General features: G+C 65.0%; 11 protein-coding genes. 5 read left to right on the top strand and 6 right to left on the bottom strand.

All coding sequences use genetic code 11. The annotated features are described in order from the left end of the window. The first annotated feature begins 118 nt into the window (after positions 1-118). Entirely contained in the window at positions 119-904 is a 786-nt protein-coding gene (locus tag FGU65_RS15195) for a YhfC family intramembrane metalloprotease (RefSeq protein ID WP_301665351.1), read from the top strand. Between the two features lies 1 nt (position 905). Here FGU65_RS15195 and thiL read toward each other — a convergent pair whose 3' ends face one another. Genes thiL through FGU65_RS15180 form a run of 3 tightly spaced genes read right to left on the bottom strand, consistent with a single transcriptional unit; the run spans position 906 to position 4,580 of the window. After that, the gene (gene thiL / locus FGU65_RS15190; RefSeq protein ID WP_301665350.1) at positions 906-1,778 is read right to left on the bottom strand and encodes a thiamine-phosphate kinase; all 873 of its coding nucleotides are present in this window, start codon (positions 1,776-1,778) and stop codon (positions 906-908) included. Continuing rightward, entirely contained in the window at positions 1,771-3,726 is a 1,956-nt protein-coding gene (locus FGU65_RS15185) for a DUF460 domain-containing protein (RefSeq protein WP_301665349.1), read from the bottom strand. The genes thiL and FGU65_RS15185 overlap by 8 nt, the downstream gene beginning before the upstream one ends. After that, complete coding sequence (locus FGU65_RS15180) at positions 3,723-4,580, bottom strand: serine/threonine-protein kinase RIO2 (RefSeq protein ID WP_301665348.1); 858 nt, start codon at positions 4,578-4,580, stop codon at positions 3,723-3,725. Before FGU65_RS15180 ends, FGU65_RS15185 begins: the two co-directional genes overlap by 4 nt. A gap of 35 nt (positions 4,581-4,615) precedes the next feature. On the opposite strand from FGU65_RS15180, the gene FGU65_RS15175 reads away from it, so the two are divergent. Genes FGU65_RS15175 through FGU65_RS15165 form a run of 3 tightly spaced genes read left to right on the top strand, consistent with a single transcriptional unit; the run spans position 4,616 to position 7,894 of the window. Further along, positions 4,616-5,533, top strand: coding sequence for a TIGR00269 family protein (locus FGU65_RS15175; RefSeq protein ID WP_367652394.1), 918 nt, complete (start codon positions 4,616-4,618; stop codon positions 5,531-5,533). 34 nt (positions 5,534-5,567) lie between these two features. Next, positions 5,568-7,220: a potassium channel family protein gene (locus tag FGU65_RS15170; protein ID WP_301665347.1), complete on the top strand. Its 1,653-nt coding sequence runs from the start codon at positions 5,568-5,570 to the stop codon at positions 7,218-7,220. Between the two features lie 56 nt (positions 7,221-7,276). Then, positions 7,277-7,894 carry a hypothetical protein gene (locus FGU65_RS15165; RefSeq protein ID WP_301665346.1) on the top strand — a complete coding sequence of 206 codons (618 nt, stop codon included), beginning with the start codon at positions 7,277-7,279 and terminating at the stop codon, positions 7,892-7,894. On the opposite strand, the gene FGU65_RS15160 is transcribed toward FGU65_RS15165, so the two are convergent. Both FGU65_RS15160 and FGU65_RS15155 read right to left on the bottom strand, forming a co-directional pair. Beyond that, the gene (locus FGU65_RS15160) at positions 7,891-8,616 is read right to left on the bottom strand and encodes a glucose-6-phosphate isomerase family protein (protein ID WP_301665345.1); all 726 of its coding nucleotides are present in this window, start codon (positions 8,614-8,616) and stop codon (positions 7,891-7,893) included. The two genes, FGU65_RS15165 and FGU65_RS15160, sit on opposite strands and share 4 nt — an antisense overlap. Beyond that, complete coding sequence (locus tag FGU65_RS15155) at positions 8,613-9,893, bottom strand: COG1361 S-layer family protein (RefSeq protein WP_301665344.1); 1,281 nt, start codon at positions 9,891-9,893, stop codon at positions 8,613-8,615. The genes FGU65_RS15160 and FGU65_RS15155 overlap by 4 nt, the downstream gene beginning before the upstream one ends. Positions 9,894-9,957: 64 nt before the next feature. Between FGU65_RS15155 and FGU65_RS15150 the strand changes: the two genes are divergently transcribed. Further along, complete coding sequence (locus tag FGU65_RS15150; protein WP_301665343.1) at positions 9,958-10,740, top strand: TrmB family transcriptional regulator; 783 nt, start codon at positions 9,958-9,960, stop codon at positions 10,738-10,740. Here the strand turns inward: FGU65_RS15150 and FGU65_RS15145 are convergent. After that, positions 10,734-11,480: a DUF128 domain-containing protein gene (locus tag FGU65_RS15145; protein ID WP_301665342.1), complete on the bottom strand. Its 747-nt coding sequence runs from the start codon at positions 11,478-11,480 to the stop codon at positions 10,734-10,736. The two genes, FGU65_RS15150 and FGU65_RS15145, sit on opposite strands and share 7 nt — an antisense overlap. Positions 11,481-13,291 lie beyond the last annotated feature (1,811 nt).

The raw sequence follows: 13,291 nt of genomic DNA, 5'->3' as shown, positions 1-13,291 counted from the left end.
GGGATTCCTCTTCCGGAGAGATGGATCTTCCTGCGTTTAACATTTTCCGATTGGTAACGATTTTTCGGCCCTGCAACCCTGCAGGCTTCAAATAGGAGAAGCACGATACCTGGAGTGCATGGACCCGCTCGTCGTCGCCACGTTTGCAGTCGTCGTTCTTCTCGAGATCGCCATCCCCCTGCTGCTCGGGTGGTGGATCGTCCGCAGGTTCGGCGTCTCCTGGAAGGTCTTCGGCTACGGCGCCCTCTTCTTCGTCGTCGTGCAGGTCTTCCACACACCCCTCGTCCTCGTCACCCAGGGGCCGCTCTATCTCTTCCTGCAGGATCTCCTGCAGACCGAGACACTCGCCCTTGCCGGCCTCGCCCTCTATCTCGGGCTGATGGCCGGGCTTTTTGAGGAGGTCGGCCGCTGGCTCGTCTTCCGGTACTTCTTCCCACGCCGGTCGATCCCGCTCCGGCGCGAGCAGGGGCTCATGTTCGGCGCCGGGTGGGGCGGGATCGAGAGCATCTTCGTCGCGCTGCTGGTGCTCTCGGCCATGGTCTCCTATATCGTCCTCACCTCCGGCAACATGGTCTTCCTGCCGGATGACCCGGTGGTGACGCAGCAGGCAGGCGCCCTCCTCGCCCTCACGCCGCTCGATATTCTGCCCGGCCTCCTCGAGCGGATCATGACGATCACCCTCCACATCGCCTGGTCGCTCCTGGTGCTGGCCTCGGTGGTCTACGCCCGGCCGCTGCTGCTCGCCCTCGCGGTGCTCTGGCACACGGTCGTGGACTTCGTTGCCGTCTATCTCGGCAGCACGGTCGGGATCCTGGTGACGGAGGCTTCGCTCTTCGTCTTCTTCGTGATCGGCCTCATCTACATCCTGTGGGAGTGGCGGCGTCTCGGCCGGAGCGGAGCCTGAATCACCCTTCGCCGCTCCAGCGGTGCTGGTATCCCCGCCGCTCCAGCACCGCGCCGTCGGCGAGCACCCGGGGCTCCTCGATCACCCTGCCGACGACGACCGCCTCCACGCCTGGCACCGGCAGGATGTCCTCCGGGCAGGTGAAGAGGAGCTCGAAGTCCCCGCCGCCGTAGAGCGCAAACTCGCACCCCTCCTTCTCCGGGACGCCGGCAGGGAGCGGGAGGCGGCGGGTGTCGACGGCGAACCCATAGCCGCCCGCCGCCTGCAGGTCGTAGAGCGAGAGGGCGAGGCCGTCGGAGATGTCCATCATCGCCGTTGCTCCGGCCCGCCCGAGCGCCCGGCCGGCGGCGACCCGGGGCTGCGGCTCAAGCAGTCTCAGCGTGAGGTGGTCGTAGCCCGCCAGCGCCGCCTGCGCCTCGCCGAGCCGTCCGGTGACCGCGACGACGTCGCCGGGGCGGGCGCCCCGCCTGCGGACGAGGTGCTCGGGGCTGACTGTCCCAATCCCGCTGCTGACGATCGTCAGCTCGGTGTGGGCATCGAGGTCGCCGCCGGCGAGCTCGGCCCCGAAGGCTCTGCAGCAGTCGTGGGCGCCCTCCATGATCGGAAGGAGCCTCTCGGCATCGTCGAGGCCGATGGCGAGGAGGACGGCTCTCGGGTCAGCGCCCATCGCCGCGATATCGGAGATGGTGACCGCGACCGCCATCCAGCCCATCTGCCACGGCGTCATCCCGCGTGGAAAATCGGTGGTCTCGTGGAGCATGTCCGTCGTCGCGACCAGGTACTCGCCCCCGAGCGGGAGCACGGCGCAGTCGTCCAGCGTCTGCTCCCGGCCGATGACCGCCTGCACCCGGGCGAGGAGGTCGCGGTCATCCACCGCGGCGCACCTCCTTCTCCCGCTCGCTCCGGTACTCTTTGAAGAGATACTCGACCCGTTCGGCCTCGAGTTCCCGCCGGTACTGCTTCTGCTCCTCCTCCCAGTCCCGGAGCGCTTCTTCGAGCGTATCGGTCTTCACCGCCCCGGTCCTGCCCCGCACCTCGACCCGTGCCGTTGCACCGCGGATCAGCGGCAGCTCCGCCTCCCGGAACTCCCGGACGAGCTGGGGGTCGAGGCCTTCGGCCGTCTCCTCCCCGACGATCAGCGCCTGCACGCCCGCAGTGGCGAGGTCGCGGACGACCGCCCGCCCCCAGCCGTTGATCCGCTGGAGGTAGAGGAGATCTCCCTCGCCGATGCCGAGCGCCTCGTCGAGGCTCCGGACGGCGTCGCGGGTGAGGGCGTCGAGCACTTTGACCGGCGTGACGTCTTCGGCGCGTTCGAGCTCGGCGATCGCCCGTGTCCGGTCGAGCCGTTTCTTCAGCCGCCGTGCGTGCCGCTTTTCGTTCTTGAGCTGCCGCTTCAGGCTCTCGATGATCGCGTCCTTCGTCGCGAGATCGGCGTCTTTCTGCAGTTTCTTCTCGGTCGCCGAACGCTCCCGCCGCACGGTCTGCCGCAGCCGCTCGATCTCCCGGTCGCGCTCTGTGAGGTCTTCCTGCAGCTCGGCAACGTAGCCCCGCAGCCTCTTCACCATGCCGTCGAGGGCGACCACCCGCTCGTCTTCGACCTTCCGCTCGACCGGCACCGTCGGCGCCGTCTCCTCGGCCGCCGGCGGGACGCCCCGCAGGTCGGCGAGCACCTGGTCGAGCGCCTGCCCCCGGAGGACACGTGAGCGCACCTCGTCGAGGTCGACGCCCGGCGGCACCCGTTTCGCGATATTCTGGAACTTGTTCTTGCTGCTCCGGTAGGCGTCGAGCGCCGCCGAGAGGGCGTCGCGTTCGTGGTCGTTGGTGTAGGAGAAGGGGGCGGTGAGGTCGTATTTGGCCTCGACGGAGAGCGACTGGCGGGGGGTGTAGGGGATGGCGTTGAACGCCCGCCGGATCTTCTCGACCGAGTAGGGCATCTGCTGGACGTCCGAGGCGACGATCAGCGGTTTTCCGGCCCGGTAGAGCTCCTCGACGATGTCGGACATCGTCATCTGCCGGGAACTCGTGAGGTGCACCAGGTTGCCGTCGAGGTCGACAGCGGCGATCCCGGTCGTCGTGCCCGGGTCGAGGCCGACGATCAGGAACCGCGGCCTGCCGCTCCGCTGCTCGTAGCGGATCCGGTCGAGCCTCCTGCCCGTCACCCGGACCTGGACGTCGGCGCCGCGGGAGGCGTGCACCGGCACCATGTCCCGCGGGGCGTTGACGGTGAACGCGACGCGGGAGAACCCGCCGAAGGCCTTCGTCTCCTTCTTCTCGTAGCGCAGCCCCGCCCCTTTCAGGCGCATCTCGATCTCGCGGGCCTTCTGCATCACCCCGCCGTGGATCTTGCGGGCGTAGCGGTTCTGGCTCCACCCGCCCCTCCCCGGCGAGCGGTGCCGGCTCACCACGATGTCGGTGGTGTTCTCAAACGCGATCACCTCGACGCCGGCGCCGAGCGACGCCACCTGGGCGATGGTGCGTGCCTCGGCGTAGGGGTCGAACTTATTGAAACTGATATTGTAGCGGGAAGCGACTTTGGGGAGCGACTCTTTTCGCTCGCCCCCGGTCACCTGCACGAGCCGCGTCCGCGGCGGGAGGGCCTGAAGGAACGCGAAGAGCTCGTGCTGGTCGGTCGCGATCTCCTGGATGCTGTCGACGGCCAGAATGTCGGGCTCCTCGGCAGAGAGGAGTCGCATCAGCCGAAACTCCGTCACTTCGGTGACGTCCGTGATCTCACCGTCCTCCATCCGGTAGAGGGCGTAGAGCGGCCGCCGTGACTTCGACCGGACCGATCCTTTGATGATGTCGATCCCGAATATCTTCACCCGACCACCTGGTCTACGGCGTCGCCGAGGGCATACGCGATCCCGTACTTCCGCCGGAAGTGCTGGAGGACATTCTCGATGTCCCGCCTGAGGATCTCGTCTGCGTTCGGGTGCGCCGTCTCCATCCACTGCGGCCAGTCGATCAGCCAGCACTGCTCCTCGTCGACCATAATGTTGTACTCGGAGAGGTCGGCGTGGACGATCCCGTGGCGGTAAGCGGCGCCGACGTTTTGCAGGATCTCGTCGAGAACGGTGCCCGGCTCTTCGAGGACCGCCTGGGAGAGGTTCACCCCCGGGACGAAGGACATGACGACGACGTGCCGGTTCAGGTCGATCGGGAGCGGCACCGAGACCGCGGGGTGGAGGGTCGTCAGCGCCTCGTGCTCCATCCGCGCCGAGAGGTTCGACGCGAAGATCCAGGGGCAGTGCCCGGCCTCGGGCATGTAGCCTCTTTTGAGGCGTGCCGACTGGAACGAGCGCTGGCCGACGCGGTGGAACTTCAGCACCACAACCCCGAGCCCCATCCCCTCGTAGACCTCCGACTCCTTGCCGACGCCGATCAGGCAGCCGAGCGCCTGGACGGTGCCTTTGCGGGTCAGGGTGGTGAGCGCGAGGGTGTCGTAGCCGTTGAAGACCAGGGCGTAGCCCTCGTAGGGCACCTTCTCGAACCGCACCATGTCCATGGACATCAGCCTGCCGATGCGGTAGTTGAGCTCGGACTCCGAGAGGTGCGTGGCCGATTTCAGGATGTCGAACGGGACCCACTGGTGCCGTCGCATCAGGCGCTCGAGTGCACGGAGAACGGCGAGTTCGTAGGCGTGCAGGGAGCGCACGTATTCTGCAGGAACGGGCATGTTCTACACCATTTATGTGTTTGGGTGATAAAAGTGTGATCGGGACGGCAGAGATGAAATGCAGCAAGTGCCACCGTGAGGCGATCCTCTACCAGCGTTACTCCGGGCTGCACCTCTGTAAGGAGCACTTTATCCGCGACTTCGAGACGAAGGCGAAACGGGCGATCCGGCAGCACCGCTGGATCGAGTCAGGGGATACCGTGGCGGTCGGGCTCTCCGGCGGCAAAGACAGCAGCGCCGTCCTTTTCTTTCTGCACCGCCTCCTCTGTGAGCGGCGGGACGTCCGCCTGATGGCGATCACCATCGACGAGGGGATCTGCGGCTACCGGAACACGCGCCATGCGGCCGGGATAGCGGAAACGATCGGCGTGGAGTGGGTGACCACCTCTTTTGCCGACGAGTACGGAATCACCCTCGACGAGATCGTCCGCCGGAAGGGCCACCGTCTCTCCTGCTCCTACTGCGGGGTGCTCCGCCGTGCGCTCATGAACCGGTTCGCCCGCGACCGCGGCGTGACCAAGCTCGCTTTCGGGTTCAACCTGGATGACGAGGCGCAGTCGGTGCTGATGAACGTCCTGCGGGGGGACGCGGAGCGGCTCTGCCGGCCGATGCGCCCGGTTGCCGGGATGGTCCCGCGGATCAAGCCGCTCATGTACATTCCGGAGCGCGAGGTCGCCCTCTACGCCTTCCTGCACGTGGAGGGGTTCGACCTCGCCGGCTGCCCGTACGCCCACAGCGCTCTCCGGGGCGATGTGCGGAGCCTGCTCGACGAGTACTCCTGGCACCACCCAGCGACCAAAAACGCCCTCGTAAACCTCGGGGAGGAGCTCCGGGGCGGGGCGGCGGCGCCCGCCGGGACGATGCGGATCTGCGAACGGTGCGGCGAGCCTGCCGGCGAGGTCTGCCGGTGCTGCCGGATCCTGGACGAGGTGAGAGGGTATCGCCGGACGTAGTCTTCTCTGGCGGATCGCGAACGCCCCGTCGTCGGTGCGGATACGCCTCTACCTCGCTCTCTTCGCAGCGCAGATCATCGTCTACACCATCCTGTTTCACACCTTCTACCCGGTCTGGGAGGGAACCCGCATCACCTGGGCCGATGCCCTGCTCTTTGTCCTCGAGACGGTCACGACGACCGGCTACGGGGAGTTCCTGCCCTTCGAGAACGAGGCAACGGTCATGTTTGCGATCGTCGTGATGCTGACCGGGGTGGTGATGATCTTCATGTTCATCCCGCTGCTGCTGGCGCCCTACATCACCGAGCTCGTCCACACGGTCCCGCCCCGCCGGACGCCGCACGAGGTCGACGGCCACGTCGTCGTCGTCGGGTTCTCCGAGCTCGTACGCTCGCTCATCGAGAGCCTGATGATCTCTGACCTTGAAACGGTCGTCGTCGTCGACGACGAGGCGCTGGCGCGTGACCTCGACCGCCGTTACCGCGGGGAGGTGCACGTCGTCTGGGGCAGTTACGCCGACCCGGCGACGTGGAAGGGTGTCTGGGTCAAAAACGCCTCCACCGTCGTCGTCACCGAACGGGAGCGGACGACCGCCTCGGTCATTCTCGGGATCCGGGATGTGACCGCCGCCCGCATAATCGCCATGGTCGACGACCTCGCCTTCGACCGCTACCTCCGCTACGCCGGTGCCGACTACGTCCTCTCGGCGAAGAACGCGACCGGGCGGATCCTTGCCCGGCACGCGGTGCTCCGCCCGGAGGTGGATATGCTCTCCGAGGCGGTGCAGCCGGAGGAGGCGACCTTCGCCCGGCCCGGGTCCGATACTTCGCTGCGCCTCGTGATGGTGCCGATCATGGAGGGCTCGCCGGCCGCGGGAAAGACGCTCCGGCAGCTCGCGCTGATCGAGGCCTACGGGGCGGAGGTGCTCTTCTTCTGGAGGAACGGCCGGTTCGTGCCGGTGCCGAAGGCCGAGGATCGCATCGACACCTCGACCATGCTCTTCATTCTCGGCCCGGCGGACGCGATCGCGGCGATGATCGACGATGAGTTCGTCCACAGCACGGAACGCAGTGCGCGTGCGGTGATCGCCGGGTTCGGGGACGTCGGCAGGGCGGCGCATCGCGAGCTCGCCGCCTCCGGCATCGCAGGCATCGTGGTCGACCAGAAACCGTACGACGTGGCCGAGGTCGTGGGCAACGTCGAGGACGAGGGCGTGCTGAAGGATGCCCGGATCGAGGACGCCCGGTTCTGCGTGGTGGCGGTGAACGACGATACCGTCAATATCTTCACCACCCTGATGGCCCGGAACCTGAGTCCCCGGATCCGGATCCTCGCACGGGCGAACGAACCCTCATCGGTCGATAAGCTCTACCGGGCGGGTGCCGACTACGTCGCTCTGCTGCCGGTCATCGGCGGACAGGTGATCGCCGGGATCATCCTCGCCGATATCGTCCGGATCCTGCTGGAGCTGCCGGACGGCCGGAAGGTCGTGATGAAGTCCCGGACGCGGGAGGCGGCGGTGACGGTGACGGCGCTGGAGCGGCGCACCGGGGTGCGGATCGTCGGGGTCGAGGGGCCGGACGGCTCGACCGTGCAGCCGGTTCCGGACGACCTGATCCGCCCGGGCGATGCGGTGATCGCCGTCGGGGAGAACGAGATGCTGAAGCGGTTCGTCCGCCTGATGTGACGCCCGCCGGAAGTATAAAGAGGGTGCCGGTCACCCGGGGCCGACGGGTGAGATGCATGCACCGAGCTCTGCTCCTGCTTCTGCTGCTCTGCATCGCCGTTCCGGCGGCCGCCGACGGCAGGGTCGTCTCGAGCGGCGATACGGTCTACGTCGGTGAGGAGAACCTGGACCTGACGCCGCTCTTTGCGGGTGCGCCCGCTGGCAGCGACCGCCTGGTGCATACGGGGGTCTCCGGCCCCGACAATAGCATCGCCGTTCCGAACCGGAGCAGTTTCGACCTGACCGCCGGAGCGGTCGACGGGGTAACCGGCGTCTATACCGTCGGGCGGCAGTGGGTGAACGTGACCGGCTCCCCCCGCCTCGACGTCGTTCTGGACGGATCGCCGGATGCGTCGGTGATGGGCGAGCGGATAGCCCCCGGCCGGCCGGTCGACCTCGTCCTGACGCACGGACGTCCGGCAGGGGGCGCCGTCCGGATCACGCTGACCGGGCCGAGCGGGGTTGGCCTGACGGAGCGCGCACTGACGGCGAACCGGACGGTTCTCGCCGTCATCGACCCTGCAGATCTTTCGCCCGGATTCTACGCCGCACGGGCGACGGTCGTCGCCGCCGGGACGGCGTATCCGTCAAACTCCGTCGTCTTTGCGGTGGCGCCGGAAAATGAGATGGTTTAGCGGGGAACCGGGTACTCGGTCAGGCCCGCGAAGATCTGCATGAACTGTTCGGGGTGGTTGAGGAACGCCACCGAGGCCGGGCGGCCGACCAGATCGTAGAGGGGCGTTCGGCGCGTCAGGTCGAGCTCGGAGACCTCGACGGGTGCGAGGTGCCGGACCGGGCTTGCGTGGGGGTAGGCGGGGTTCTTCACGAGCGCTCCCCCTTCCATCTCGTAGTAGGCAGCCCCGCTCTTCTCGACGTAGGGGGCATAGTCGCTCGAAAACTCGGTCGAGACCAGATTTGACATGACCAGGTCCTCCTTCCCCGGGTTGATGGTGACGTGCCCGTAGCCCGGGGGGATGAGCACTTTCTGCCCTGCGACGGCACGGATCATGATGACGTCGCTTGCATCGTGGTTCTGGAGGAGGTAGTGCCCCTCTCCCTCCAGCACTTCGTAGATCTCCGGGTATCCGACACCCTCCGGGTTCTCGATGTGATAGTGGCCTTTGGTCTTGACGTACTCGCCGCAGAGCGTCTGCGGCGGGATGACCGTGATGTCGTAACTGAGGTGCTGCTCCTCAAGCCACCGGCGATCGTCCTCGGAGAGGGCGAGGTGGCGATACATAAAATAGAGGGGTTGATCGGCAGCGGCGGCGCAGTCCGGGTCGGCGAGCACGCCCCGCATATCACCTATTGTCCGCACCTGCGGTTCCGGGAGGGTACCCTTCCAGTATCCGTTCATCTGTTTTTCTTACGGTAGACCAGTATATAATACCCTCCACCCAGGATCGCGACTGCAAGGACGGCGAGCACCAGGGGGTTTGTGAAGGGTGAATCGCTCCGCGGGACGAGGTCGACCTGCACCTTCATGGTGTCGGAGATCTGGCTGTTGTCGAGGGCGTCGCGGTAGCGGATCTCGGAGTCGAGGCCGTAGGGCTTGAGGGTCGCGTCGCCATCGACGTTCACCTCGAAGCGTGCGGTCGCCTCGTCGCCGGGCGCGAGGTCGCCGAGGTAGGCGGTGTCGTCGTTGCTGGTGAAGGGGTCGATGGCGCTGATCCGTGCCTGTGCGTTGTAGACGGTGGTGTCGCCGATGTTGCGATAGACCACTTCAAGGACGCTCTTGGCGCCCGGGGTGAGGGAGGCGGTCGTCGAGGCGACGGCGAAGTCGGTCTTGCCGCCGACCGGCAGGCCGAGGGTGGTGGTCTCGGTGGCGACGGTGTCGCCGTCGCTGTTCTCATAGGTGACCTGGACGTTCAGGGGGTAGGCCTGCGTCTCGGCCTCGGTGGAGACCGCGACTTTGAAGGTGACGTCCACCGTCTCGCCCGGGGCGAAGGTGCCGAGGTAGGCGGATGCATCGGTGGGGACGATCGGGCTCGTGCCGCTGCGGACGATCTGGGCGACCGCGGCGTGCGCCGTCTCGTAGCCGGTATTCTTCAGGGTCATGCGGACGTAGCCCTCGGTCCCGACGTTGAGATACTCGGAGGTGACGTCGACGACGTCGATCAGGAGGTCGGGTTTGATGACGATGGCGACCGGGATCGTCTCGGTCTTTGTGTCATAGTAGTACCGGACGCTGTCGCTGTACTGCTCCGCCGAGCCGAGGTAGGTGTAGGTCACCTGGAGCGGCACCTGGTAGGTGCCGGGGGCGGCATCTTTGGCAACCCGGACGTTATAGGTCGCGGTTGCGCTCCGGCCGCCGGGGATGTCGCCGAGGAACTGCGGGTCGGACATGACGGTGATCGGAACGCCGGTGGTGCCGAGGCCTGCGGTGACCATCTTCGCGGTGTTCGGGAGGTCGTCACGGGCGACGGCGGTCGGGTCGACGAACTTGTAGGTGTTCAGGCCGCTGTTCGTCAGGGTTACCGTCAGTGTGACGGTATCTCCGGGGGAGAACTCGTTCGTACCGGCGATCGCCGCAGAGAGCGACGGGCTGCCGTAGAGGTATTGGTCTGCGGCCATCGCCGGCGCGACGAGCGCCGCGATCAGAAGGGCCAGTACCAGGAGTTGCTGTCTTCTCATCAGATCACCATTGTTGTTTTTGTCGTAACAACATTTATTTCCCGTCATTATATATACATATGGGATGAGCGAGCCACGCGAGATCCCTGTACATATCATCGAATCTCTCAAATCTCTGGGTTTAACCAAGTACGAAGCCCTGGTCTACATCGGTCTTCTGCGGGTGGCGGGCGCGACGGCGACGGAGATCCACGAGATCTCCGGGGTGCCCCGCGCGTCGGTCTACCCGGTCCTCGACCGGCTGATGCAGAAGAGCCTCGTCAGCGTCTCACACACGAGCCCGAAGCGGTTCAACGCGACTCCCCCCGACGACGGTATCGATTCGCTCATGCACCGGATCGAGGAGGATGCGGCCCAGGCCCGCGAGGCGCTCACCGCGATCTACCGGGAGAAGGCCGAGGAACACCGTGCCGACCAGGAGTTCATCTGGAGTATTTACGGGCAGGAGAATATCCAGGGGCGGCTCACCGATCTCATCCGGAACGCCGGGAAGGAGATACGGATGGTCGCCAACTGGAATCTCCTCTCCGAAACGATCCTCCCGCTTCTCCGGCAGGCCCGGGGCGCAATCGCCGTCGAGGTCGTCACCGACTTCTGGGAGGGAGAGGTGCCGGAGGGCGTGGCCGTCCACGTGCACCGCCACTGCATGAAGCACGAGCAGTGTGAGAATCACCCGCCGATGGAGAACGCAGGCGTCTTCATCGTCGACGGTGCAAAAGTGTTGGTCTGGATGGGCTCGTCCGGGGAAGAGACGTCGGCGCTCTACTCGGAGTCGCCGGGGTTCGTCCAGTTCTTCAGCCGGTACTGGACCAATATCCGGGACTGGGTGAAGCTTTCCAATCAGTAGTCGTCCAGGTAGCCGATCTCCCGGATATCGATGAGCCCTTTGAGGGCACGGGTGACGACCCAGTGCCCCGCCTCTTTTATCGCCGCCATTGCGTTGGTGCCGCCGACCATCGTCACCCCGAGATACTGCGGGCTGACCGGCACCCCAAGCAGCGGGACGTTCGGCGCGCCGACGTCCAGGATCCCGGCAAATCCGCTGGCGACGAGTTCGTCGAGGGTGGAGGCCATGAGGCCTTCCGCTTCCATGTGGCACTCCCGCATGTTTGCGAGGATGGTGCCGGTGCCGTTTTCCATGACGCTCTGGATGGAGGTGGTCTCCTGGGAGATGAGCACCTCGAGCGGGTCGAGGGTGGTGTCGCGGTAGAGGATCATGCTGGTAAACCGGCGGGGTTCGTGCGCCTCGATCTCCACGACGCCGCCGCCGATGGGGTTGAGCGGCACGCCGCGGCGGAGGAGCAGGGCGTCGAGGGTGATGCTGCACATCGTGCAGATGGCGCAGGTGTCCGGCTGCACGGTGTAGTCGGCGATCGTCTCGCCGGCTTCTGCGATCCGGACGCGGTCGCTGATCAGAAGGCCGGTCTTCTGGGCGTCTTTGAGGATCGCGACGGCGAGGTCGAGGTCGTCGGGCCTGATGAGGGAGAGGTTGTAGATGATAGTCCCGGTGTTCTCTTCGGGATTGTACGTCGCCTGCAGGGCGTACTCCTCGATGCGATGATTGGTGAATTTGAGCGGGCCTTCCATCGACAGATCTCCTCCTGTGCACCGGAAATGTTTCCGGTGCGCAAGGAATGCTACTCTACTATTCGTTTCGGGGAGAAAAAGGGTAACTGTTTGTAGCGGGGGGGTGAGTGTCCCCGTGGTGGCCGGCGGCGGTGGTCGGGTACATCGCGACAGCAGATGTACACCGCATGTACACCACGCGTTGTCGCAATCAGAACGGAGAGAATGAGGAGGAATCTTCTGCTACTCTGTGCACAGGTACTAAAAACGTATCTCCTAGTACTGATGTACACCAGAATCGGAGAACACAGCACAAGCAACAGACTTCCTCTTCTCACGCCGGGTGTGTCTCTGCTCCGGGAGATGGTGTACCTGTCGGGGGAAAACAGTGGCAGTGCCGGCAATCGATGTCGCCCGGCAGAATTGGCCTCCGATGAGTGACGTTGCGTGGTGTACGCCGGGGTATCTGAGCGGCCTGGTGCTGTGCACGATGTACCTGTCGACGGCAGCGGCGGGGCGATACCGCCGGAGAGTTCCGGCCATGCTGCTCACGTTCTCTCCGGTCAGGGAACCATTTTACCCCGCGTCTTCCCATGCTGAGCTGTGCGGTGCGCGGCGACGCCGCTCCTTCTCCCGGGAGGGGCGGGCGTAGTTGCGAAGTTGCGACGGTTTGCGACACACGTGCGACATGGTTTCGCAAAACCTTCCGGCGGCGTTCCGGCTGGATTTTCCAGGCAGGGGGCAGGAACGGCTTTTTGCCCGTCCCCCCGGCCCGTGTTTACGACGGATCCGGGGAGCAGAGAGAGGAAGCGTCGGGCACCGGTGGCCAGTGCTCTGCTCTGTGCTCCGGGTCTGTCGCAAATGCGATCCTTCTTCTCCAGTACAGAGTACGTTTCGAGAATAGGGTGTAATTCGGGCAGTTTTATTTGCGACACGATGTCGCAAACGGGTGCAAATGGTTGCAACTGTCGCAAGACCCTGGAGGAACTCGGAGCAGGCCTGGGAGTGCCGGCAGCGGGTCTCCCGGGGTGCGTGAATCCGCGGCGGGTGCAAACGCCGGGGGATTCTGGCGGACTGCCTCCCGTTTTCCGGCATACTGCCTGAGCGTTGGTATTTCCGATTGCACACCCCGGTGCAGAAGTGCGTCACCGGGTGCACCTGTGCAATCGAAGAGCGAAGAAGGGTTCCCCCCCCGCAGGGGCCGGGGGTCGCCCTCTCTTCGCTCTGAACGGAGGGTAATCCGGCGGTCTTTTTCGATTTCGGCGAAGGTTCCGGATGACGGATCCGGGGCTTTGCAGAGGGCGGAGGAATGTGCTCCGATTCCTGATTGGCGGCAGGATCGCGAGGCCGTAGCGGCGATATGAGCCCGGGTAATTTCCGGATGATGTCTGGTATGGACGGGGTCGCGATCGGCCGTCTGAAGGCTTCTGTGAGGGTGGGGGTTTTGGGGGTTGTTGCGATAGAGGTTGTCCCAATATTCTCTGGCAGGAGGGGGCCAGCCCCTCCTCCCATGCGATACCCCAGGATAAAGGCCAACTATTTCTCATCTCCGCTATTGAAACCACTTATCTAGCGTTTGATTATGAGTTTCCTGTCTAGTTTCTTGCTTAATACCTTTAGGAGGGTAGTACAGTCCTATTATCAGCCATGTTGGCTGGAGCGAATGCATGCCGACGACAAAATAGAGATCTCTCTCGTTTATCATATACGAGAATTGCGATTAACCCTCTCTTCCATCAAGGATTTGCTCTTTCGTTCCGCCACTGCTGAGCCGCTTTCTTCCTGAACTCTTGCCTTTAGGGGTTCTTTTGGATTTTCTCGAGAGCTACCGC

The organism is Methanoculleus frigidifontis (assembly GCF_030464345.1).
Classification (GTDB): Archaea; Halobacteriota; Methanomicrobia; order Methanomicrobiales; family Methanoculleaceae; genus Methanoculleus_A; species Methanoculleus_A frigidifontis.
This window is presented reverse-complemented; position numbering and strand designations above follow the sequence as displayed.